Origin of the sequence: Streptomyces sp. NPDC051364 (assembly GCF_040682115.1) — a bacterium.
Lineage (GTDB): Bacteria > Actinomycetota > Actinomycetes > Streptomycetales > Streptomycetaceae > Streptomyces.
The window spans coordinates 172,113-194,632 of sequence record NZ_JBFBAH010000014.1; the positions used below are offsets into that span (position 1 = coordinate 172,113).

18 protein-coding genes are annotated in these 22,520 nt (G+C 72.4%); 4 read left to right on the forward strand and 14 right to left on the reverse strand.

The window, feature by feature from the left end; genetic code table 11:
- Positions 1–148: 148 nt before the first annotated feature.
- The 8 genes from scpB to AB0M76_RS27120 all read right to left on the reverse strand — a co-directional run bounded on the left by scpB (position 149) and on the right by AB0M76_RS27120 (position 10,247).
- The gene (gene scpB / locus AB0M76_RS27085) at positions 149–796 is read right to left on the reverse strand and encodes an SMC-Scp complex subunit ScpB (protein WP_266668393.1); all 648 of its coding nucleotides are present in this window, start codon (positions 794–796) and stop codon (positions 149–151) included.
- On the reverse strand, positions 793–1,809 hold the full coding sequence (locus AB0M76_RS27090; protein ID WP_365955334.1) for a segregation/condensation protein A: 1,017 nt from the start codon (positions 1,807–1,809) through the stop codon (positions 793–795). Before AB0M76_RS27090 ends, scpB begins: the two co-directional genes overlap by 4 nt.
- Before the next feature lie 678 nt (positions 1,810–2,487).
- Positions 2,488–2,979: a hypothetical protein gene (locus tag AB0M76_RS27095; RefSeq protein WP_365955335.1), complete on the reverse strand. Its 492-nt coding sequence runs from the start codon at positions 2,977–2,979 to the stop codon at positions 2,488–2,490.
- On the reverse strand, positions 2,964–4,001 hold the full coding sequence (locus AB0M76_RS27100) for a ParA family protein (RefSeq protein ID WP_365955336.1): 1,038 nt from the start codon (positions 3,999–4,001) through the stop codon (positions 2,964–2,966). The genes AB0M76_RS27095 and AB0M76_RS27100 overlap by 16 nt, the downstream gene beginning before the upstream one ends.
- Positions 4,002–4,493: 492 nt before the next feature.
- Positions 4,494–5,609, reverse strand: coding sequence for an alanine dehydrogenase (gene ald / locus AB0M76_RS27105; protein WP_365955337.1), 1,116 nt, complete (start codon positions 5,607–5,609; stop codon positions 4,494–4,496).
- 152 nt (positions 5,610–5,761) lie between these two features.
- A complete protein-coding gene (locus tag AB0M76_RS27110; protein ID WP_365955338.1) occupies positions 5,762–7,816 on the reverse strand; it encodes a tetratricopeptide repeat protein in 2,055 nt (684 codons plus the stop codon).
- A 52-nt stretch (positions 7,817–7,868) separates the two neighbouring features.
- Positions 7,869–8,504 (reverse strand): NUDIX hydrolase, encoded by a 636-nt coding sequence (locus AB0M76_RS27115; protein WP_365955339.1) that lies wholly within the window; start codon positions 8,502–8,504, stop codon positions 7,869–7,871.
- A 99-nt stretch (positions 8,505–8,603) separates the two neighbouring features.
- Entirely contained in the window at positions 8,604–10,247 is a 1,644-nt protein-coding gene (locus AB0M76_RS27120) for a CTP synthase (protein WP_365955340.1), read from the reverse strand.
- A gap of 488 nt (positions 10,248–10,735) precedes the next feature.
- On the opposite strand from AB0M76_RS27120, the gene AB0M76_RS27125 reads away from it, so the two are divergent.
- From AB0M76_RS27125 to AB0M76_RS27135, 3 genes are all read left to right on the forward strand, one after another.
- The gene (locus AB0M76_RS27125) at positions 10,736–12,589 is read left to right on the forward strand and encodes a glycoside hydrolase family 15 protein (protein ID WP_365955341.1); all 1,854 of its coding nucleotides are present in this window, start codon (positions 10,736–10,738) and stop codon (positions 12,587–12,589) included.
- A 232-nt stretch (positions 12,590–12,821) separates the two neighbouring features.
- Positions 12,822–14,201: an FAD-binding oxidoreductase gene (locus AB0M76_RS27130; protein ID WP_365955342.1), complete on the forward strand. Its 1,380-nt coding sequence runs from the start codon at positions 12,822–12,824 to the stop codon at positions 14,199–14,201.
- Between the two features lie 22 nt (positions 14,202–14,223).
- Complete coding sequence (locus AB0M76_RS27135; RefSeq protein ID WP_365955343.1) at positions 14,224–15,855, forward strand: PucR family transcriptional regulator; 1,632 nt, start codon at positions 14,224–14,226, stop codon at positions 15,853–15,855.
- A gap of 111 nt (positions 15,856–15,966) precedes the next feature.
- Here AB0M76_RS27135 and AB0M76_RS27140 read toward each other — a convergent pair whose 3' ends face one another.
- The 5 genes from AB0M76_RS27140 to AB0M76_RS27160 form a co-directional block, all read right to left on the reverse strand.
- Entirely contained in the window at positions 15,967–17,088 is a 1,122-nt protein-coding gene (locus tag AB0M76_RS27140; RefSeq protein ID WP_365955344.1) for a glycosyltransferase family 4 protein, read from the reverse strand.
- Between the two features lie 233 nt (positions 17,089–17,321).
- Positions 17,322–19,040, reverse strand: coding sequence for a DNA repair protein RecN (gene recN / locus AB0M76_RS27145; RefSeq protein ID WP_365955360.1), 1,719 nt, complete (start codon positions 19,038–19,040; stop codon positions 17,322–17,324).
- A 96-nt stretch (positions 19,041–19,136) separates the two neighbouring features.
- Positions 19,137–20,117, reverse strand: coding sequence for an NAD kinase (locus tag AB0M76_RS27150; RefSeq protein WP_365955345.1), 981 nt, complete (start codon positions 20,115–20,117; stop codon positions 19,137–19,139).
- A complete protein-coding gene (locus AB0M76_RS27155) occupies positions 20,114–20,929 on the reverse strand; it encodes a TlyA family RNA methyltransferase (protein ID WP_266668370.1) in 816 nt (271 codons plus the stop codon). The genes AB0M76_RS27150 and AB0M76_RS27155 overlap by 4 nt, the downstream gene beginning before the upstream one ends.
- A gap of 7 nt (positions 20,930–20,936) precedes the next feature.
- Positions 20,937–21,266 carry a hypothetical protein gene (locus AB0M76_RS27160; RefSeq protein WP_365955346.1) on the reverse strand — a complete coding sequence of 110 codons (330 nt, stop codon included), beginning with the start codon at positions 21,264–21,266 and terminating at the stop codon, positions 20,937–20,939.
- 65 nt (positions 21,267–21,331) lie between these two features.
- Between AB0M76_RS27160 and AB0M76_RS27165 the strand changes: the two genes are divergently transcribed.
- A complete protein-coding gene (locus tag AB0M76_RS27165) occupies positions 21,332–21,679 on the forward strand; it encodes an SCP2 sterol-binding domain-containing protein (RefSeq protein ID WP_267000124.1) in 348 nt (115 codons plus the stop codon).
- Here AB0M76_RS27165 and AB0M76_RS27170 read toward each other — a convergent pair.
- Positions 21,663–22,514: an ABC transporter ATP-binding protein gene (locus AB0M76_RS27170; RefSeq protein ID WP_365955347.1), complete on the reverse strand. Its 852-nt coding sequence runs from the start codon at positions 22,512–22,514 to the stop codon at positions 21,663–21,665. The genes AB0M76_RS27165 and AB0M76_RS27170 overlap by 17 nt on opposite strands.
- Positions 22,515–22,520 lie beyond the last annotated feature (6 nt).

Genomic DNA, 22,520 nt, shown 5'->3' on the forward strand with positions numbered 1-22,520 from the left:
CCCGAGCCGCTGCCACCGCCGGAGCCGCTACCGCGGTAGCCACCACCGCCGCCGCTGGAGCTGCCGCCGCGGGAGCCACCGCGCGCGCCGCCACCACCGCCGCCGCTGTTCCTGTTGCCGCCACCGTTGCCGTTGCCGCTGCTTCGCATCAAAGTTCCGTCGTCTTGTCGTCTTCATCGGTATCCGGTGCATCCGGATCGAACGACGGAACACCCTCTTGCGTCTCAGCTTCGATCGCGTCCGCCTCAGGGAGGAAGGGCGCGAGCTCCGGGAGCTCGTCCAGGCCTCGCAGGCCCATCCGCTCCAGAAAGTAGTTCGTCGTCCTGTACAGGATCGCACCTGTTTCGGGTTCCGTGCCCGCCTCGGCCACCAGACCGCGCTGAAGCAGGGTCCGCATGACCCCGTCGCAGTTCACTCCGCGGACCGCCGAGACCCGCGAGCGGCTCACCGGCTGGCGGTACGCGACGACCGCCAGGGTCTCCAGTGCGGCCTGTGTCAGCCGGGCCTGCTGGCCGTCCAGCACGAAGCGCTCGACGGCGTCGGAGTACTCCGCCCTGGTGTAGAAACGCCAGCCGCCGGCGACGAGCCGCAGCTCGAAGCCGCGCCCCTGGACGGTGTACTCGTCCGCCAGCTCGCGCAGGGCGTCCGCGACCTCGCGCGGGGTGCGGTCCAGCACCTTGGCGAGGTGGGCCTCGGTCGCGGGCTCGTCCACGACCATGAGGACGGCCTCCAGGGCCGGCTTCAGCGCGAGCGCCTGCAGCGGTGTCTGCGGCGGAGTGGTTCCGGTCCCTGTCATTCCTTGGCCTCCACGATCCGGTCGAACTCGTCGGTGACGGTCGGCATGCCGTCGCCGTCCCCGCCGCTCCAGCGGACGGTGAGCGTCCGCAGGGCCTCCTCCTGGTTGAGGACCACCGCCTTCTCGCGGTAGAGCTCCAGGAGGGCCAGGAAGCGCGCGACGACGGTGAGCGTGTCGTCGGCGTCCTCGGTGAGCTCCTGGAAGGTGGCCTCGCCCCGCACCTTGAGCAGCGCGACCACCACGGCGGCCTGCTCGCGCACGCTGACGAGCGGTGCGTGGATGTGGTCGACGTAGACCTGGGGCTTGGCCTTGGGCTGCATGGCCTTGACAGCGAGCCGGGCGAATCCCTCGGCGCCGATGCTGATGACGACCTCGGGGAGGAGCTCGGCGTGGTGGTCCTCGAGGCCGACGGTACGGGGGTAGCGGCGGCCCTCGGCCTCGGCCCGCTGCTCGAAGATCTCGGCGATCCGTTTGTACGCGCGGTACTGGAGCAGGCGGGCGAAGAGCAGGTCGCGGGCCTCGAGCAGGGCGAGGTCGGCCTCGTCCTCGACCTCGGCGGCGGGCAGCAGGCGGGCGGCCTTCAGGTCGAGCAGGGTGGCGGCGACCACGAGGAACTCGGTGGTCTGGTCGAGGTCCCAGTCGGGGCCCATGGCGCGGATGTGCGCCATGAACTCGTCGGTGACCTTGGAGAGGGCGACCTCGGTGACGTCGAGTTTGTGCCGGGAGATCAGCTGGAGCAGCAGATCGAAGGGCCCCTCGAAGTTGGCGAGCCGCAAGGTGAACCGCCCGTCGACGCCTGCGGACGCTCCCGCTCCGCCCTCCACGGGCTCCTGCGGGACCCCTGCGGGGGCGTCAGCGGTCGCGGGGGGCCGACCGGCATCCTCGCCCGGCCCGGACGCTACGGGCCCCTCAGGGGGCGCGTGAGCGTCTCGCGGCTCGGACACGGCCGGGGCACCCGGCCCTCGACCCAGACTGCGGCGGGCGGGGCGGCCGGGATCGGCGGGAGGGGGCATCACGGTCCAAGGCGGTGCGGAGGGGGTCTGCGGCCACCCCCAAGGCTGCCACGCTCCCTCCACCCCCCTCCCCCGGACCCGCCCGGGGACCGGGGGAGGCCGCGGGGGCGGGAGCGGGAGCGGAAGATCGACCGGCGGAGTGGGGGAGCCACGGAGCCGGGAGCGCGAAATCCCCACCGGGAGTGCGGTCAAAGCAGGCCCAGCGGCCCGCCCTCCCCGCCTTCCGGCCGCCCGTCACGAGCCCTCCTGCCGACTGTGGCACCGGTCACCACGGGCGAGAGGACCCACCGGTCGCAAACCATCATCAGATCGACATCGGCCACGGTCACGACCTACAGACAGCACCCGGTGGTCGGATGGTGCGGGTACGTGGGGCGGGACAACAGTGGGGGCGTCTCGAGGTGCAGGGAAGACGAGCCGCAGGCCGCAGACGGCAGCAGGCCCGGCGGGCAGGGGCGGCCGCGGGCCTGCCTGCGGGGCCACGCCCCGCACTCCACCGACACCGCCCCGCCGAAACCACCGCCACCGCCACCGCCACCGCCACCGCCACCGCCACCGCCACCGGGCAACATCGCGGGCCACCGGCCAGGCAACGCCCGCCGCCCAGCCACCCCGCGCACCGTGTGCAGGTCCCGCCGGGGACAGCGCCCACCGGCCAGGCGCCCGCCGGTCAGGCAATCAGCGGCCGCGGAGTCTGCGGACCAGGATGCTCGCGTCGCCGCGGGACTCCAGGTCCGCCAGGACGACCGCCACCGCCTCGCGGACGATGCGGCCGCGGTCGACCGCCAGGCCGTGCTCCCCGCGCAGCACCAGCCGCGCGTGCTCCAGGTCCATGAGCTCCTCGGCGGAGACGTAGACCGTGATCTTCTCGTCGTGCCGCTCACGCCCGCTGGGCCGGCGGTTCGCCCCGCGGCCCTGGCCCTTGCCCCGCCGGGGTTCCGGACTGACAGAACCTTCCTGCGAGCGCCGGGGTGCAGCCACCACCGGCTCCGTACCGGCCGCGGCCTCCCGGCTGCGGCCCTCCCCCGCCGTGCCCTCCGCCGAAGCCGCCGCGTGCTCCCCGGCGGGTGTCTCCTCCGGGCCCCGCCTCGGAGAGGACGACTGCAGCGCCATCCCCCCGGTCGTACGGAACAGTTCGTCGGCTCCGGGCAGACTCACTCGGCGGGACACCGGGCGAGCACCTCCCTGGCCAGCTGGCGATAGGCGGCGGCCCCGACGGAGTTGGAGGCGTACGTGGTGATCGGCTCGCCGGCGACCGTGGTCTCCGGGAAGCGCACCGTCCGGCCGATGACCGTGTGGTAGACGTGGTCGTCGAAGGCCTCGACGACGCGCGCCAGCACCTCGCGGCTGTGCACCGTACGGGAGTCGTACATCGTGGCGAGGATGCCGTCGAGCTCCAGGTCCGGGTTGAGCCGCTCCTGCACCTTCTCGATGGTCTCGGTCAGCAGCGCCACGCCGCGCAGCGCGAAGAACTCGCACTCCAGCGGGACGATGACCTTGTGAGCCGCCGTCAGGGCGTTCACGGTCAGCAGACCGAGCGAGGGCTGACAGTCGATCACGATGTAGTCGTAGTCGGCCATCAGGGGCTTCAGCGCCCGCTGCAGCGTGGACTCTCTCGCGACCTCGCTGACCAACTGCACCTCTGCAGCGGACAGGTCGATGTTGCTCGGCAGCAGGTCCATGTTGGGGACCGCCGTCTTGAGCAGCACCTCGTCGGCCGACATGCCCCGCTCCATGAGCAGGTTGTAGACCGTCAGGTCGAGTTCCATCGGGTTCACGCCGAGACCCACGGACAGTGCGCCCTGCGGGTCGAAGTCGACGAGCAGCACGCGGCGCCCGTACTCGGCGAGTGCGGCGCCCAGGTTGATGGTCGACGTGGTCTTGCCCACGCCGCCCTTCTGGTTGCACATCGCGATGATCTTCGCCGGACCGTGGTCGGTCAGCGGACCCGGGATCGGGAAGTACGGCAGCGGCCGTCCGGTCGGGCCGATCCGCTCACGGCGCTGGCGGGCAGCGTCGGGGGCGAGGGTGGCCGCGTACTCGGGGTCGGGCTCGTACTCCGCGTCCGGGTCGTAGAAGTGCCCCTCGGGCACATTTTCGTAGTCGGCGAAACCCACGGGCTTTTCGCCGCTCAGGTCGCCGGCCCTGGAGTTCACGTCTAGGCCGTCCATGCTCTTTTGGGGCGTCGTCATGTGCTGGTGGGTTGCGAAGGTGCGGACCGCGACGGAGCCGACCGCTTCGAGTCCGGCAGGTCCTTGGCCCCGGTCCGGGGGTACCTCCGCGCCTGCAGGGCGCTGAGGGCGCGTCCCTGCTCGACCACCTCCGGGAGCAAATGTCGACTCATTCACAAGTCGTCTTACCTCCTCGGACGTGACCAGGACACTTATCGATAGGTCAGCGTGGCACCATGCCGACGGTTGGCGACTCTATGGCGTGTCACCACTCAGCGGCAACACAATCCGTCGGACCGGCAACGATGTGTCGGCAACCGAACACCACTCTGTCAAGGGCGTCCGGGCTGTCGCTGCGAAGTTTCGCGGGTGTGCGAAAGGGTTAAAGGGTTACGTTCGAGACGAGTTGAACCGCGCCCGTTCACCCCTCGCAAACGTATCCGGCCGGACCTTGCGGGCAAGGTCCGGCCGGATACGTGAGATTGACGTCAGTCGTTGACGGGGTCCGACCGATCAGCCGAGCAGCGTGCTCAGCTCAAGGGTCTCGAGGCCGTGGGCCTCGGCGACCGGGCCGTAAACGACCTGGCCGTCATGGGTGTTGAGGCCCAGCGCGAGCGCGGGGTCACGACGCAGCGCCTCGACCCAGCCGAGGTTCGCGAGCTGCACGATGTAGGGCAGCGTGGCGTTGGTCAGCGCGTAGGTGGAGGTGTTCGGCACCGCGCCCGGCATGTTGGCGACGCAGTAGAAGACCGAGTTGTGGACCTGGAAGGTCGGCTCGGCGTGGGTGGTCGGACGGGAGTCCTCGAAGCAGCCGCCCTGGTCGATCGCAATGTCGACAAGGACACTTCCGGGCTTCATCTTGGCGACGAGCTCGTTGGTGACCAGCTTGGGGGCCTTCGCACCCGGGATCAGGACGGCACCGATGACGAGGTCGGCCTCGACGACGGCCTTCTCCAGCTCGTAGGCGTTGGAGACGATCGTCTTGATCTTCGTGCCGAAGATCTTGTCGGCCTCGCGGAGCTTGTTGATGTCGCGGTCGAGCAGGGTCACGTGGAAGCCCATGCCGATGGCGATCTGCGCGGCGTTCCAGCCGGAGACGCCGCCGCCGATGACCACGCACTCGCCGGCGTGGGTGCCGGGGACACCGCCGGGGAGCACGCCGCGGCCGCCGGCCGAGCGCATCAGGTGGTAGGCGCCGACCTGCGGGGCCAGGCGGCCCGCGACCTCGGACATCGGGGCGAGCAGCGGGAGCGCGCGGTTGGCGAGCTCGACCGTCTCGTACGCGATGGCGGTGGTGCCGGACTCCAGGAGGGCGTCCGTGCACTCGCGGGAGGCCGCGAGGTGCAGGTAGGTGAAGAGGGTCTGGTCCTTGCGGAGGCGGTGGTACTCCTCGGCGATGGGCTCCTTGACCTTCAGCAGCAGGTCGGCGGTGGCCCAGACCTCGTCGGCGGCGGCGAGGATCTCGGCGCCGGCGGCGACGTACTCCGCGTCCGTGATCGAGGAACCGACACCGGCGTTCTGCTCGATGACGACCTGGTGGCCGTTACGGACCAGCTCATGCACGCCGGCGGGCGTGATGGCGACCCGGAACTCGTTGTTCTTGACCTCGCGGGGGATGCCGACCTTCATCGTCGATCACGGTCCTTGGCTCAGGGGATTTTTCGGGGTACTTCCATACATACCCGCCCACAAGAACGCGCAACGGGATGCACCACGGGATGTCGTGGTGAAGCCAGTCTAATGAAGGACGACGCGCTGTCTAGCCTTGCAAACCAATAATCTCAGTCGGAACCACTACGGATTTCGCAGGCTGCGGGGTCGTCTCCCAGCAATCTGTCGGCCGCCGAGCGGTGCAGCCTTGCAGCGGCCGGGTCGCCGAGCCGGTCGAGGGTGTCGGCGAGGCGCACCTGGAGCGCGGCCTGAAGCCGCAGGTCTCCGGCCCGGCGCGCGAGCTCCACCGCCTCGCGGCAGGTGTGCAGCGATTCCTCGGGCCGTCCCGCGTACTCCTGGATTCGCGCCATCTCGCTCAACGCCTTTGCCTGGCCCGGCACATCGGCCAGTTTTCGATACCCCGCGGCGGCGGTCCGCCAGCTGCGCAGCGCGTCCCCGTAGCGGCCCGCGTACGTGTGTACGTTGCCGAGCCGTCCGTACAGCCGGGCCTCGTCCGCCCGCTCCCCGCGCGCGAGGGCCTGGGACAGGGCCCGGCCGAACCAGTCGGCGGCCCGGTGCCAGTCCGCGAGTTCCTGGTAGGCGCCGCCTACGGATTCCATCGCGCGGCCGGTCGCGTACGGGTCGCTCGCCGCCCGTCCTGCGTCCAGCGCGGCCCGGTACCGCTCCAGCGCCTCGTGGGTGCGGCCCGTCTCGGCGTCCAGGTCGGCCAGGTTCAGCAGGGCCGCGGCCTGCTCCCGGTGCAGGTTGCGGCGCTCGGCCACGTCCAGGACCAGGCGGTGCAGCCCGTACAGCTCGGGGGCGGCCGCGGCGGTGCCGCGGTGCTCCGCGAGGGCCCGTACGAGGGCTGCGACCAGCCGGCGGGCCAGGGTGTCCAGCCCGCCGTCGGCCACGGCCACGGCGGCGGCCGCGGACAGCGCGGGCAGCCGGGTGTCGAGCCAGGTGGCGGCGGCCCGCCGGTCGGGGAACCGCAGGGCACGCGGCAGCCCGTCCAGCTTCTCCGGTCCATGGAAGGGGGGGCCCTCGCCGGTCTCGGCCATGATCCGGCAGGAGTGCAGCAGGCGTACGGTGCGCTCCAGCATCCGGGCCCGGGCCAGCTCGACCTCGGCGGCGCGCTCCTTGGTCTCCAGCAGGGCCTGGAGCAGCGGTGCGAGGCAGCCGGGCAGCAGGAAGAGCCCGTTGGCGGAATGGCGGACGAGGCCCAGCCCGGCGAAGTCCTCCAGGGTGGACTGGGCGGCGGCCACGGAGCAGCCGGCGAGGGCGGAGGCGGTGTGCGAGTCGACGATGCCGGCGGGGGCGAGCGGCAACAACCGGAGGGTCCGCTGGGCGGGCTGCGGCAGGGACTCGTAGACGAGCCGGAAGCCTCGGCCGAGCGGGCCGCTGGTGCCGGGGGGCATGTCGTGGAGCTGCTTGGCCACGTCGGAGACGGCGGCCTTGGGGTGCGCGGCGAGCCACCCGCCGACCAGCGCCAGCGCGGCGGGCTGGCCCCCGCACTCCTCGGCGAGGGCCTCGGCGGCGCGAGGGTCGACTGCGATCCGGGTGTCCCCGATGCGCTGGGCGAGCATCTGGACCCCGGAGGGGGTGTCCAGCCCGCCGAGGGTGCAGGGGCGGACATCCGGAATGCCGGTGAGGGGCCCTTCGGCGGTGATGACGACGAGGCATTCGGGGGTGTCCGGCAGCAGGGCGTCGACCTGGTACGGGTCAGCGGCGTCGTCGACGAGGAGGATCATCCGCCGCCCGGCGAGTGCGGCGCGCAGGGTGGAGCTGAGCTCGTCCTCGGCGGCGCCGGGGGGTGTGGCCTCCCCCAGCCCCTCCAGCAGGGTCCGGATCGCCCGCTCGGTGGCCACGGTCTCCCCGCCGGGGGCGGTGAGGCGTACCTTGACCACCCCGTCGGGGTAGTCGTCGGCGACCTCGCGGACGAACGCCTCGGCGAGGGCGGTGCGGCCCGACCCCGGACGGCCGGCGACGAGCAGCACGCGCGCCCTGGGCGACTTGGCCTTGCGGCCCGAGAGGGTGTCGAGCCCGGTCCGTGCGATGTCCTCGCGCAGCTCCTTGAGCTCACGCCGCCGCCCGACGAAATCCGTCACGGATCCGCTCCTCTCCCTGCCTTCGGGTTGCGAGCGTAGTTCACGCAGAGCGACGACCCGTGTGGAGCGCGGCGGACACATCGCCCAATCGGATCAACAGATGGTCACACCACGCCCGAGAGGCAGCGGCCCGTTACTGCGACGCCTCGTAGGGGCGGGACGGCCAGGGGGTCTGGGGCGGGCGGAGGGCGTCGAGGCCGCCCGGGGCTGCGAGCGCAGCGGACAGCGCCAGCGCTCCGGTCACCAGGCCCGGGTTGCCCAGCCGGCCTTCCAGGACTCCACGGACCAGGTCGGCGAGCGGGACGCGGGCGATCTCCATGTCCGCCTCCTCATCCGAGACCTCGTACCGCTCCCCCTCCGCCTCGGAGAGGCCCCGCGCCAGGAAGATCCGGATCGCCTCGTCCGACCCGCCGGGGGACGCGAAGAAGTCTGCGAGCACCCGCCAGTCCTCCGCCTTGACGTGCGCCTCCTCGTACAGCTCCCGCTGGGCCGCGTGGAGCGGGTTCTCACCGGGTACGTCGAGCAGCCCGGCCGGGAGCTCCCACAGCTTGTGCCGTACGGGGTGCCGGTACTGGCGCAGGACCAGTACGCCGCCCTCGTCGTCCAGTGCCAGGACGCACACCGATCCCGGATGCACCTGGTAGTCCCGGCGCACCACCGACCCGTCCGGCATGCTCACCTGCTCCGAGCGGACCGCCGTCTTCGCGCCTTCGAACGGGGTCCGCGAGGCGATGACCTCCCACGACTCCCCCGCGTCTGCGATGCCCATGGCCATGATCCGTACCCCGTACCCTTCCGAAAACGCGACAGCCGGGGCACGTTCCGTGCCCCGGCTGTCTACGTTATGCGGTCAGGCTGCTTTGGGCCGTCACTTGGCCTTGGCGGCCTGCTGGCGCTCCACCGCCGCCTTGACCAGGCCCGCGAACAGCGGGTGCGGCCGCGTCGGGCGCGAGCGCAGCTCCGGGTGGGCCTGAGTGGCCACCAGGTAGGGGTGCACCTCGCGCGGGTACTCGACGTACTCGACGAGCTTGTTGTCCGGGGAGGTGCCGGAGAAGACGATGCCCGCCTTCTTCTCCAGCTCACCGCGGTACGCGTTGTTGACCTCGTAGCGGTGGCGGTGGCGCTCGTCCACGTACGCCTGGTCGCCGTAGACCTCGCGCACGATCGAACCCTCGGCGAGCTTCGCCGGGTACATGCCCAGGCGCATCGTTCCGCCCAGGTCGCCCGCGCCCTCGACGAAGGCCAGCTGCTCCTCCATCGTGGAGATCACCGGGTGCGGCGTGGAGGCGTCGAACTCGGTGGAGTTGGCGTCCGCGATGCCGGCCAGGTTCCGCGCCGCCTCGATGACCACGCACTGCAGACCCAGGCACAGGCCGAGCAGCGGGATCTTGTTCTCGCGGGCGTAGGTGATGGCGCCGACCTTGCCGTTGACACCGCGGTCGCCGAAGCCGCCGGGCACGCAGATCGCGTCCACGTCGCCGAGCACCTCGGCGGCGCCGGCCGGGGTCTTGCAGTCGTCGGAGGTGACCCACTTGATCTCGACGCGGGCCTTGTTGGCGAAGCCGCCGGCGCGCAGCGCCTCGGTCACCGACAGGTACGCGTCGGGCAGGTCGATGTACTTGCCGACGAGCGCGACCTTGACCTCGTGGTCGGGGTTGTGGACACGGTCGAGGAGGTCCTCCCAGACCGTCCAGTCGACGTCGCGGAACGGCAGGTCGAGCTTGCGCACGACGTACGCGTCGAGGCCCTCGGTGTGCAGCACCTTCGGGATGTCGTAGATCGACTTGGCGTCGATCGCCGCGACGACGGCCGCCTCGTCCACGTCGCACATCAGCGAGATCTTGCGCTTGATGGAGGTGGGGACCTCGCGGTCGGCGCGCAGCACGATCGCGTCGGGCTGGATGCCGATGTTGCGCAGGGCCGCGACGGAGTGCTGGGTCGGCTTGGTCTTCAGCTCGCCGGAGGGGCCGATGTAGGGCAGCAGTGAGATGTGCACGACGAAGACGTTGTCGCGGCCGACCTCGTGGCGGACCTGGCGGACGGTCTCCAGGAAGGGCAGCGACTCGATGTCGCCGACGGTGCCGCCGACTTCGGTGATGACGACGTCGACGTCCTCGGTCGCCATGCGCCGGATGCGGTGCTTGATCTCGTTGGTGATGTGCGGGATGACCTGCACGGTGTCACCGAGGTACTCGCCGCGCCGCTCCTTGGCGATGACCTGCGAGTAGACCTGGCCGGTGGTGACGTTGGCCGAGCCGTCGAGGTCGACGTCGAGGAAGCGCTCGTAGTGGCCGATGTCCAGGTCGGTCTCGGCGCCGTCGTTGGTGACGAACACCTCGCCGTGCTGGAACGGGTTCATCGTGCCCGGGTCGACGTTCAGGTACGGGTCGAGCTTCTGCATCGTGACCCGCAGGCCGCGCGCCTTGAGCAGCGCACCCAGGCTGGAGGCCGTCAGGCCCTTGCCGAGGGACGAAGCGACACCCCCGGTGACGAAGATGTGCTTGGTCGTCATGGCTGTGCTGTTTCGAAAAGCAGCGGGCGGCGTCGCCAAGAGGGGGCTCCCGTGGTCGCGAAGTGAGGTGCGTCCGGCGCCGGCCACCATCGAACCGGAGGCTCTCAGGGGGCGCCGAAGCTGCGGTTTCGGGGCTCCTGATTCGCACAGGCAGACCACCGGTCCACGGGGTACCAGCCTATCAGCGCCCGGGACCGTCCGCCTCCGGCCACGCGCCGCTACGGGTGCTCGACCGAGCGCCACCGCCCGGCCCCGGCCGGTCCCGCGGCCGGTCACGCCGCCGTTCACGCTGGTCACCCGTCGGGTCACCCATTTGGTCGAGTCACATTGTCCCCCGGCTTCAGGAGATCACTAGGGTGCCGTCATATCCTGCTCGGATATCGCTTCACATCGCCGCCGAGCAGTCCGGCAGACGGCGTAACCCGGCCGCATCCGGAATCATGAGCTCAGTGCGGGGATCCACACCCACGGGACCGCGCAACCGCGCAATGCAAGCGCCCTTCGGGGCGGACGTGGCCGTTCGACTGGAGATCTACGTGTCCGGGCGCATCGAGGATTACGCACTGATCGGGGACATGCAGACCGCCGCGCTGGTCTGCCGGGACGGCTCGGTGGACTGGCTGTGTCTGCCACGTTTCGACTCCCATGCCGTCTTCGCGGGCCTTCTCGGCACCGAGGACCACGGCTTCTGGCGGATCGGCCCGGCGTTCCCGGGGGGCGCCGCGGCCCCTGCCGCGACGCGCCGCCGCTACCAGGGCGATTCGCTGATCCTGGAATCGGAGTGGGAGACGCCGCGCGGCACGGTCCGCGTGATCGACTTCATGCCGCCCCGCGAGGACCACGCGCCGCAGCTGGTGCGCATCGTGGAGGGCGTCAGCGGGCGCGTCCCGATGCGCTCCGCGCTGCGCATGCGGTTCAGCTACGGGCGGGTCGTGCCCTGGGTGCACAAGGTCGACGGGCGCACCGTCGCCGTCGCCGGCCCGGACTCGGTCTGGCTGGACACCGACGCGCAGACGTACGGCAAGGACCTGACGACGTACTCGGACTTCACCGTCGGCCCCGGCGACCGGAAGGCCTTCTGCATCAGCTGGCAGCCCTCCCACAAGGGCGCCCCGGAGACCCCCGACGCGCAGGAGGCCCTGGCGACGACGGCCGCGTTCTGGCGCGAGTGGGTCGACCACTGCACGTACCACGGCCCCTACCGCGAGGCCGTGATCCGCTCCCTGATCACCCTCAAGGCGCTCACGTACGGCCCCACCGGCGGCATCGTCGCCGCGCCCACCACCTCCCTCCCGGAGGAGATCGGCGGCGTCCGCAACTGGGACTACCGCTACACGTGGCTGCGCGACGCCGCCATCACCCTCTCCTCGCTGCTGCGCACCGGCTACCGCGAGGAGGCCCAGGCCTGGCGCGAGTGGCTGCTGCGCGCGGTCGCCGGCGACCCGGAGAACCTGCAGATCATGTACGGGATCGCGGGCGAGCGGGAACTCGGCGAGACCGAGCTGGACTGGCTGCCCGGGTACGAGAACTCCCGCCCGGTCCGGGTCGGCAACGGCGCCGCGCACCAGCTCCAGCTGGACGTGTACGGCGAGGTCACCGAGGCCCTGCACCTGGGCCACATGACGGGCCTGGCGCGCAACGACTACGCCTCGGTGCTCCAGTTGAAGCTGATCCGCTACCTGGAGGCCCACTGGGACCAGCCGGACGAGGGCATCTGGGAGGTGCGCGGCCCGCGCCGCCACTTCGTGCACTCGAAGGTGATGGCCTGGGTGGCCGTGGACCGCACGATCAAGCTGATCGAGAGCGGGGACGCGGACGGCCCGCTGGACCGGTGGCGCGAACTGCGCGACGAGATCCACGAGGACGTGTGCGAGAAGGGCTACGACAAGGAACGCAACACCTTCACCCAGTCGTACGGGTCGAAGGAGCTGGACGCCTCCCTGCTGCTGATCCCGCAGATGGGCTTCCTGCCGCCGGACGACAAGCGGGTCATCGGCACCATCGAGGCGATCCAGCGCGAACTGTCCACGCCCGACGGGTTCATCCTGCGCTACCCGACGACCGGCGAGGAGGCCGGCGTGGACGGGCTCGAGGGCGACGAGGGGGCCTTCCTGGCGTGCTCGTTCTGGATGGCGGACGACCTGGCGATGATCGGCCGCGTCGACGAGGCCCGCCACCTCTTCGAACGGCTGCTGTCGCTCCGCAACGACCTGGGGCTGCTGGCGGAGGAATGGGACCCGCGCCTCCAGCGCCAAGTCGGCAACTTCCCGCAGGCGTTCAGCCACGTCCCCCTGATCGACACGGCCCTCCGCCTGACGGCGAGCGGGGCGTACGGGGGCTGACGCCCGATCCGGCGCCGCAGCAGCCAACCGGCGTGGCGGCCGATCCGGCGTGGCGTCGGCCGATCCGGCGCCGCAGAATCCAGCCCCGCCGGCGTTTTGAGGCGCCGGGGCCCGGGGGCAGCGCCCCCGGCAGCGGCGCCGCACGGCCGCGCCCGGCTCCGCCGCGCCCGGCAGCGGGCCCCCGCCTACGCTGGATAGGTCCTATGCCTCCTCCGGAAGGAGGGCCGCAGCCATGGCTCCCCATTCAAAGGCAGGCCAGGCCCTGGCCGAGCTCCGCGAGGATCTGGCCGGTGAGGTCTTCGCCCCCGGCGATCCCGGGTACGACGAGGCCCGCACGATCTTCAACGCGATGATCGACCGCCGGCCGGCCGTGATCGCCCGCTGCGAGAGCGAGGCGGACGTGGTCACCACCGTCCGTTTCGCCCGCGACCTGGACCTGCCCGTCGCAGTGCGCGGCGGCGGCCACAGCGTCGCCGGGATGTCCCTCAACGACGGCGGCGTGGTCGTCGACATGCGCCGGATGCAGGAGGTCACCGTCCATCCCGCGGCTATGGCCGTACGCGTCGGGGGCGGTGCGGTGATGAGCGTGCTGGACCGCGCCTGCCAGCCGTACGGGCTCGCCACGACCGGCGGCCGGGTCTCCACCACCGGAGCCACCGGTTTCGTGCTCGGCGGCGGCTCGGGCTGGCTGGACCGGAAGTTCGGGCTGGCCGTCGACAACCTGCTCGGCGTGGACCTGGTCACCGCCGACGGCAGCACTCTGACGGCGACCGCCGAGGACAATCCCGAGCTGTTCTGGGCCCTGCACGGCGGCGGCGGGAACTTCGGGGTCGCCACCTCGATCACGCTGCGCCTGCACGAGCTGCCGGAGTTCGCGATCTGCATGCTGCTCTACCCGCCGGAGGCCGGGCCCGAGGTGCTGCGCACCTACCGCGACGTCGTCGAGAACGGCCCCGACGAGGTGGGCGGCGGCATGATCTACCTGACCGCCCCGCCGGAGCCCTTCGTACCGGCACACCTCGTCGGAACCGTGATGGCGGGCGCGCTGCTCACGTACGCGGGCGGCGAGGAGGCGCTGCGCAAGCTGGCCGGTCCGCTGCTCGCGCTGCCGCACGAGGTGGAGGTGCTCACCGCCCTCCCGTACGCGGACTTCCAGTGCATGCTGGACGACCCGCCGGGCCTGCGGAACTACTGGTCCGCGGAGTACCTGACCGGCCTGCCGGACGAGCTCGTCAGCGTCTTCTGCGCCCTCGGCGACGTGATGCCGTCGGGCGGAACCCAGCACGTGCTGTTCCCGCTGGGCGGGGCCATCGCGGACGGGCCCCCGGAGTTCCCCGTTCCGTACCGGGACGCGCCCTGGGCCGTGCACCCGTTCGGGATCTGGGAGGACCCGGCGCAGGACGACCGCTGCCGGCAGTGGGTGCACGACGTACGCGGCCACGTGCAGCGGTGGAGCACCGGCGCGGTCTATCTCAACTTCACCGGCGACGAGGGTTCCGAGCGCGTGGTGGCGGGTCTCGGCGCGGAGAATCTGGCCAGGCTGGGCGCGGTGAAGCGGGCGTACGACCCGGACAACGTGTTCCGCTTCAACCACAACATCAAGCCGGCCTGACCCCCTGATAGCGTCCCGCGACATGGACAACCAGGGCGGGATCACCGTTCAGCGGGCACTGGAGCTGCCCGGGCTGCGCAGCGGACTGCCGGAGGTGGTGGCCTGCGCCGACCGCCTCGGCCGGACCGTCCGCTGGGTGCACGCGGGCGAGGTGCCGAACATCGCGTCCCTGCTCAAGGGCGGGGAGCTGCTGCTGACCACGGGGCTGGGCCTCGGCACCCGGCCCGCCGAGCAGCGTGCCTTCGTACGCCGCCTCGCGGACCGGGGGATCGCCGCGCTGGTGGTCGAACTGGGCCCGCGCTTCACCCGGCTCCCGGCCACGCTGGTCGAGACGGCGCGGACGGCCGGGCTCCCGCTCGTGCAGCTCCACCGTGAGGTCCCGTTCGTGGCGGTGACGGAGGAGATCCACACCGAGATCGTCAACCACCACTACGCCCTGCTCCAGCGGGCCGAGGAGGTCCACCGGCGCTGTACGGAGGCCCTGCTCAGCGGCGGCGGTATCCCCCAAGTCCTGCACATCCTGGCCGACTTCACGGGGAACCCGGTGTTCCTGGAGACCACCGACGGCCAACTCCTGTACGCGGCGGGCCCGGTCTCCGGGGAGGCCGCGGCGGACCCGCTCCAGGTCTGGGAGGGCCTGCGGGGCCAGCGCGAGGCGGAGCCGTCGGCCAACGCGGTCCTGATCGACGTCCCCGGCGGCGGCCACGGCACGGGCTCGGTCCGCGCGCGGCTGGTCCTGCTCGGCGTCTCGGCGCCGCTGCTGCCCGTCCACCGGATGGCGGCGGAACGGACTGCGGGCGTACTGGCCGTGGTCCTGATGCAGGCCCGCCAGGAGGACGAACTGGCCGCGCGCGGCCGCGGCGACTTCCTGACAGACCTGGCGGAGGGCCGCATCTCGGCGGAGGACGCCCCGGCGCAGGCCCGCGTACTGGGCTTCAAACCAGGGGCCGGTCCACTCCTCCCCGTGGTGATGCGCCTGTCTTCGGACCTGGGCCCGTCGGGCAACTGGGCGGTCCTGGCCAGGGCGGTCCTGGAGGAGCTCTCGGCGGTAGGCGTCCCGGTACTCCTGGGCGTCCGCCCGGTGGAAGGCCGAGTGCCCCTGCTGGTCTCGCTCCGGTCCGAGTCGGAACGCACGACGGTGGCGGACCGGGTCGCGGCGGCGCTGCGGGCGGGTGTGGAACGCGCCGGCCTGGACCGCGCGGCGGCCCCGCCGGCGGTGGTCGTGGGCGTGGCGGGCGGCTGGGCGGCGGCGTCCTCGGGCCTGCGCCATGCGGCGGAAACGGCAACGGCGGCCCACGGCCTGCCCGCCCGCCCCTGGTACGACGCCCGCCGCCTGGACATCGACCTGCTTCTCTGGCGACTGCGTGAACACCCCGACCTGGCGGCGTTCGTGGACCGCGCGATCGGAGCACTCCGCACCCACGACACGGCGTCCCGCCCCCCGCTCCTCCCCACCCTGGAGACGTACCTGGCCCATGCGGGCCGCAAGGCGGAGACGGCGCGCGAGCTGCACCTCAACCGCCAGACGCTGTACAACCGCCTGGCCCGCATCTCGGAGCTCCTGGGCACCGACCTGGACGATCCGGAGACGGTCCTCTCCCTGAGCCTGGCTCTTCGCGCCCGCCGCCACGTTCCCACTCCTACGCCTTCCTGACGCGCCCCTCGCGCGGCTCGGCCCTGGCGGGCCTCCCCGGCTTCGCGCCGCTGCGCCGAACTCCGGGCGCTTGCGCGGCGGTGCCACAGCCGAACAGCCGGGCCCCGTGGGTCAGGGGCGGCGGCGGTCCATCAGTTCGTCGTAGACCGACAGGATCTGGGCCACCGTGTCGTCCTCCGACGGCCATGTCGCCGCCTGGGCTCGGCCCGCCGCCGCCAGTGCCGCGCGTCGGGGCGGGTCCGACAGGAGGTCCGTCACCGTCGAGGCCAGTGCGGCCGCGTCCCCGTACGGCACCAGCACCCCCGCGTCCCCGACCAGCTCCGGCACGCCCCCGACCGCCGTCGCGACCAGCGGTACGCCCGCCCGCAGGGCCTCCTGCGCCAGCAGGGACCGCGCCTCCCACCGGCTCGGCAGCACCGCCAGGTCCGCCGCCGCCAGCAGCTGCGCCGCGTCCCGGCGCCGCCCCAGCAGCCGTACCGGCAGTCCCTCGGCCTCGATCCGCCGGGCCAGCTCGGCCCGCTGCGGGCCCTCCCCGGCGATCACCACCAGCGGCAGCGGCTCCAGGACCCGCCATGCCCGCGCCGCGTCCAGCAGTACGGAGTACCCCCGGCGCTCCACCAGGCTGCCGACGGCGATCAGCAACGGCCGCTCCACCGCGCCCAGTTCCGCCCGCACCTTGCCCGGGTCCGCCCCGGCGTCCGGGCCCGCCGGGCCCATCGGCACGGCCACCGGCGCCAGCCGCGCGTCCCGCGCGCCCCGCGCCCGGGCCAGGTCCACCTGGTCCGAGGAGGCACCCAGCACCACCGCCGCGGCCCGCGCCACATGCCGCTCCAGCACCCGGCCCAGCCGCCCGAAGGGCCCCTCGGCCGCAGGCCCGCCGCTGTGCCAGGTCACCACCAGCGGAACCCGGCGCCCACGCAGTGCCAGCGCGGCCCGCATCCCGGCCCGCACTCCGTGCGCGTGCACCACGTCCGCCCCGGCGCACACGGACCGCAGCGCACTCACCGCGTCCGGGGTGAACTGCGCCCCGGCGCCGGTGAAGTCGTACTCCCCCTCCGCCTCCACGGGCGCGCACACCGTGACCCGGACCCCGCGCGCGGCGAGTCCGGTCGTGAGCGACCGTACGTGCGCGCTGCTGCCCGCGCCCGCGCCGCCGAGTACCTGGACGGTGCGGAGCGGTGGCCGCCCGTACGGCTGTGCGGGGACCGGGATCGAGACCGGGGAGCTGCTCACGGGCCGAAGCTCCAGGGTGAGGGAGGCAGAGACGTCGCCAAGGATGCCAGTCCGCACGCGCGTTCCGGGACCATACGGGTACGGATCCCGCAGGAGATACCGCGACATACCCCCGAGGCTCACCCACACGGCGTAGCGCCCGTCGCCCCCGAGCACGTGCACAGGGCCCGGGACGCATCCGTCCCGGGCCCTCACGAGCAACAGCAACAGCAAGAGCAGAAGCACCGCAACCGCTACGCGTCCGCGCGCGCCGCCGCCAGCAGTTCCTCGGCGTGCGCCCGCGCGGACACCGAGTCCTCGTGCCCCGCCAGCATGCGCGAGAGCTCGCGGACGCGGTCCTCGCCCTCCAGGACCTTGACCCCGCTCCGCGTCACCGACCCGTCGTTGGTCTTCTCGACCAGCAGCTGCCGGTCCGCGAAGGCCGCCACCTGCGGCAGGTGCGTGACGACCACGACCTGCGCCGACTTGGCCAGCTTCGCGAGCCGCCGCCCGACCTCGACGGCCGCCTTGCCGCCGACGCCCGCGTCGACCTCGTCGAAGAGGTACGTCGGCACCGGGTCGGAGCCCGCGAACACGACCTCCACCGCGAGCATCACGCGCGACAGCTCACCGCCCGAGGCGCCCTTGGCGATCGGCCGCGGCTGGGCACCCGGGTGCGGGGCCAGCAGCAGTTCGACCTCGTCCGTGCCCGAGGGCCCGTACGCGACGGGGCGGCCGTCGACCTCCACCCCCTCGGGGTCCTCCACCTGCCGGATGTCGATCGTGACCCGCGCATGCGGCATCGCCAGCGACGCCAGCTCCTCCGTGACGGCCGAAGCGAACCGCGTCGCCGCCTCCACCCGCGTATCCGTCAGCGCCTGTGCCAGCAGCGACAGTTCGGCCCGCAGCCCGTCCCGCTCGGCGGTCAGCTCCGTGATCCGCTCGTCGTCGCCGTCCAGCTCCAGAAGCCGCGCAGAACCCCGCTCGGCCCACTCCAGTACGGAGTCGATCGAGTCGCCGTACTTGCGCGTCAGCTGGGTCAGTGCCGCCCGCCGCTCCTCCACCGCGGCCAGCCGCAGCGGATCGGCGTCCAGGTCGTCGGCGTAGCCCGCCAGCTCCCCGGCCACGTCGGCCAGCAGGATCCCGAGCTCCCCGATCCGCTCCGCGAGCGCGCCGAGCGCCGCGTCGTGCGACCGTACGGCGTCCAGGGCCCGGTGTGCGCCGGCGACGAGCATGTTCGCGTCGACGCCCTCCGGGTCCTCGACATTGCCGGCCAGCGCCGCGTGCGCGATCTGCGCAGCCGAGGCCAGCGATTCGGCGTGGCCGAGCCGTTCGGCCTCCGCCGCCAGCTCGACGTCCTCGCCGGCCAGCGGCTCCACGGCCGCGATCTCCTCCAGGCCGAAGCGCAGCAGGTCGGCCTCCTGGGCCCGTTCCCGGGCCCGGGTGGTGATCTCGTCGAGTTCGACGGCCACCGCGCGCAGCCGCCGGTAGGCGGCCCCGTACTTCTCGAGCGGGACGGCGACGGCGTCGCCCGCGTACCGGTCGAGGGCCTGGCGCTGCCGGGCCGGCCGCAGCAGGCCCTGCTGGTCGGTCTGCCCGTGTACGGCGACCAGGTCGTCCGCGAGCTCGGCGAGCAGGCCGACGGGCACGGAGCGGCCGCCGACGTGGGCGCGCGAACGCCCCTCGGCGGACACGGTCCGGCTGATCAGCAGGGTGCCGTCCTCGAGCTCGGCCCCGGCCTCCTCCGCGCGTACGGCGGCGGGCGCGCCGGGGCGCATGACGATGCGGCCCTCCACGACCGCCGCCTTGGCCCCGATCCGTACCAGGGCCGGGTCGGCGCGGCCGCCGAGCAGCAGGCCGAGGCTGGTGACGACCATCGTCTTGCCCGCGCCGGTCTCGCCGGTCACCGCGGTGAAACCGGGCGACAGCTCGACCACCGCGTCGTCGATGACCCCGAGCGACCGTATCCGCATCTCCTCAAGCACGGGACGACGATACCGAGGTTTCACCCGTGCCATGTGACGTCACCCGTCGAGAATTTCCCGAACGCATGTGCTATTAGGCAGCTCCTAGTGGGGCGCCCCACGCCAGCCCGACACCGGCAGCGCGAACTTCGCGACCAGCCGGTCCGTGAACGAAGCGTGGTGCAGCCGGGCGAGCCGCACCGGCACCGCCCCCCGCCGGACCTCCACCCGGGCCCCGGCCGGCAGCTCAAGCATCCGGCGGCCGTCGCACCACAGCACCCCGTGCGGGACCCCCTGCTGCACCTCCACCGCCAGCACCGAGTCCGGCGAGGTGACCAGCGGCTTCGCGAACAGCGCGTGGGCGCTGATCGGCACCATCAGCAGCGCCTCCACCTCCGGCCAGACCACCGGCCCGCCCGCGGAGAAGGCGTACGCCGTCGAACCCGTCGGCGTCGCGCAGACGATCCCGTCACAGCCGAAGCCCGACACCGGGCGCCCGTCGATCTCCAGGACCACCTCGAGCATCCGCTCGGGGGACACCTTCTGGACGGCGGCCTCGTTCAGCGCCCAGTCCCGGTGGACGACGTCGCCGTTCGTCCGTACGAGCACGTCGAGCGTCATCCGCTCCTCGACCTCGTACGCACGTGTCACGACCCGGTCCACGACCTTGTCCAGGTCGTCCCGCTCGGCCTCCGCGAGGAAGCCCACCCGGCCCAGGTTCACGCCCAGCATCGGCACCCCGGAGCCGCGCGCGAACTCCGCGCCGCGCAGCAGGGTCCCGTCGCCGCCCAGCACGATCAGCAGCTCACAGCCCTCGAGCACCGCGGGGGTGCATTCGGAGACCAGCTCCACCTCGGGCGGCAGCGGCAGGTCTCTCGCCTCGTACTCCACGACCCGTACGCCCAGCCCGCTCTTCAGCAGGCCCTGCACGACCAGCTCGGCGCTGCGGATGGCCGCCGGCCGCCCCGTGTGCGCGAGCAGGAAGACGGTCCGTCCCGCCGTCGAACCGGACGTCTCCGATGAACCGGACGTCTCCGTCGAACCAGACGTCTCCGATGTACCCGGTGTATCCGCTGAATCAGTCACTGCGGCCCCTCCGCCACTGCACGGTCAACATCCGCCGGGTCGAGTGCCGGTGCCCCCGCCCGCAGCCACAGAAAGTACTCGACGTTCCCCGACGGACCCGGCAGCGGACTCGCAGTCACCCCGAGAACGCCGAGCCCCAGCTTCGCCGCCTGGGCCGCCACCTCGCGCACGGCCTCCGCCCGCAGCTCCGGGCTGCGCACGACGCCGCCGCTGCCGAGCCGGTCCTTGCCGACCTCGAACTGCGGCTTGACCATCAGCACCAGGTCCGCGTCCGGGGCGCAGCAGCGCACCAGCGCCGGCAGCACCAGGCCGATGGAGATGAAGGACAGGTCGCCGACGACGAGGTCGACGGGGAGTCCGTCGAGCTGCTCCACCGTCAGCTCGCGCACGTTCGTACGGTCCTTGACGGTGACCCGGTCATCGCTCTGCAGCGACCAGGCGAGCTGCCCGTAGCCGACGTCGACGGCCATGACGTGGGCCACGCCCGTGCGCAGCAGCACGTCGGTGAAGCCGCCGGTGGAGGCGCCGGCGTCCAGCGCCCGGCGGCCCTCTACGGCCAGCCCCTGCGGCTGGAAGGCGGCCAGCGCGCCGGCCAGCTTGTGGCCGCCCCGGGAGACGTAGTCGGGGTCGCTGTCGTCCTTGAGGACCACCAGGGCCGCGCTGGTCTCGACCTGGGTGGCCGCCTTGGTCGCGGTGGCGCCGCCGACGGTCACCCGGCCCGCGGCGATCAGCTGGGCGGCGTGCTCGCGCGAGCGGGCCATGCTGCGGCGTACCAGTTCGGCGTCCAGGCGGCGGCGTGCCACTCCTGCCACGTTCGGTTCAGCTCCTGTTTTCGTACGGTCCGGGGACGGGCGGTGCGTCCAGCGCGGTCAGCGCGTCGCGCAACCCCCTGTGCACATCCTCGTACACCGCGACGTGTCCGTCCGCCGTGAGGTGATCGGCGTCGGCCAGCCGCTCCAGGTGCGCATCGACCCGGGCATGGCCGGTGGGCGCGCGGACGAGGCCGAGGGGCTCGGGCCCGGCGGGCCCGAGCGCAGGCTCGGGAGCCGTTTCCCCGGATACACCGGGCGCATCGGATGCACCCGTTTCATCCGGATCATCCGATACATCCGGTACGCTCGCCGGCGCGTCGGCCAAGTCGTCGGTCATGCCCCGACGCTACCCCGAAGCACCCGGGCGGCCGCGCACGGCTCTGCGGTACGGTCGAGATCACGATGGCTACGATCGATGAGTGCCGAGTCGCACTCGACCAACTCTCCGGCAACCTCGCACAGGCCGACGGCAACGTGCGCGGCGCTGCCGCGCTGGACCGCTCCCTGAGCTGCCACATCACCGACCTGGACCAGACCTTCACCGGCCGCCTGGACGGCGGCCGGATCCGGGTCGACGCGGTTTCCCCCGGCCCGCCCGCCGCCAAGGCCGAGATCCGGCTCGCGATGACCGGCGACGACCTGGTCGCGATGGTTGCGGGCGAGCTGAAGTTCGCCAAGGCCTGGGCCTCCGGCCGAGTCCGCCTGGAGGCCGGCTTCCGCGACCTGCTCCGCCTCAAGAACTTGCTGTAGTACCCGTCAACCGCGTGGCCAGTGGCTTCGGCTTGCGTGCAGCCGGGATCACCAGCGGCGTCCCCGTCTCCGGGTCGTCGATGATCTGGCAGCGCAGCCCGAACACCTCTTCCACCAGCTCCGCCGTGACCACCTCGGCCGGCGGCCCCTCTGCGACGACCTTGCCGCCCCGCATCGCGATCAGGTGCGTGGCGTACCGGGCCGCATGGTTCAGATCGTGCAGCACCGCCACCAGCGTCCGCCCCTGCGTCTCGTGCAGCTCCGCGCACAGGTCCAGCACGTCGATCTGGTGCTGGATGTCCAGGTACGTGGTCGGCTCGTCCAGCAGCAGCAGCGGCGTCTGCTGCGCCAGCGCCATCGCGATCCACACGCGCTGCCGCTGCCCGCCCGACAGCTCGTCCACCGACCGGTCCGCGAGCTCCGCGACCCCGGTCGAGGCCATCGACTCCAGGACGATCCGCTCGTCCTGCGGCGACCACTGCCGCAGCAGCCCCTGGTGCGGGTACCGGCCCCGCGAGACCAGGTCGGCGACGGTGATCCCGTCCGGCGCGATCGAGGACTGCGGCAGCAGGCCCAGCGTCTTGGCGACCTTCTTGGCCGGCATCGACCCGATGGCCTGCCCGTCCAGCAGCACCTGCCCGGCGGACGGCTTCAGCATCCGCGACAGGGCCCGCAGCAGCGTGGACTTGCCGCAGGCGTTGGGGCCGACGATCACCGTGAAGGAGTGGTCGGGGATCTCCACCGACAGGTTCTCGGCGATGACCCGCTGCTCGTAGCCGAGGGTCACGTTCTGCGCGGTCAGCCGCTGCACGTGCGTACTCCTTGAGTTGCTCATATACGT

Excerpts from the sequence above, each read along its gene's own strand:
- AB0M76_RS27170 (WP_365955347.1), bottom strand. The coding sequence starts at position 22,514 with ATGAGCAACTCAAGGAGTACGCACGTGCAGCGGCTGACCGCGCAGAAC.
- AB0M76_RS27125 (WP_365955341.1), top strand. The coding sequence starts at position 10,736 with ATGCAAGCGCCCTTCGGGGCGGACGTGGCCGTTCGACTGGAGATCTAC.
- AB0M76_RS27100 (WP_365955336.1), bottom strand. The coding sequence starts at position 4,001 with ATGACGACGCCCCAAAAGAGCATGGACGGCCTAGACGTGAACTCCAGG.
- AB0M76_RS27130 (WP_365955342.1), top strand. The coding sequence starts at position 12,822 with ATGGCTCCCCATTCAAAGGCAGGCCAGGCCCTGGCCGAGCTCCGCGAG.
- AB0M76_RS27135 (WP_365955343.1), top strand. The coding sequence starts at position 14,224 with ATGGACAACCAGGGCGGGATCACCGTTCAGCGGGCACTGGAGCTGCCC.
- AB0M76_RS27160 (WP_365955346.1), bottom strand. The coding sequence starts at position 21,266 with ATGACCGACGACTTGGCCGACGCGCCGGCGAGCGTACCGGATGTATCG.
- AB0M76_RS27165 (WP_267000124.1), top strand. The coding sequence starts at position 21,332 with ATGGCTACGATCGATGAGTGCCGAGTCGCACTCGACCAACTCTCCGGC.
- AB0M76_RS27110 (WP_365955338.1), bottom strand. The coding sequence starts at position 7,816 with ATGTGTCCGCCGCGCTCCACACGGGTCGTCGCTCTGCGTGAACTACGC.
- ald (WP_365955337.1), bottom strand. The coding sequence starts at position 5,609 with ATGAAGGTCGGCATCCCCCGCGAGGTCAAGAACAACGAGTTCCGGGTC.
- recN (WP_365955360.1), bottom strand. The coding sequence starts at position 19,040 with ATGCGGATACGGTCGCTCGGGGTCATCGACGACGCGGTGGTCGAGCTG.
- scpB (WP_266668393.1), bottom strand. The coding sequence starts at position 796 with ATGACAGGGACCGGAACCACTCCGCCGCAGACACCGCTGCAGGCGCTC.
- AB0M76_RS27120 (WP_365955340.1), bottom strand. The coding sequence starts at position 10,247 with ATGACGACCAAGCACATCTTCGTCACCGGGGGTGTCGCTTCGTCCCTC.
- AB0M76_RS27090 (WP_365955334.1), bottom strand. The coding sequence starts at position 1,809 with ATGCCCCCTCCCGCCGATCCCGGCCGCCCCGCCCGCCGCAGTCTGGGT.
- AB0M76_RS27115 (WP_365955339.1), bottom strand. The coding sequence starts at position 8,504 with ATGGGCATCGCAGACGCGGGGGAGTCGTGGGAGGTCATCGCCTCGCGG.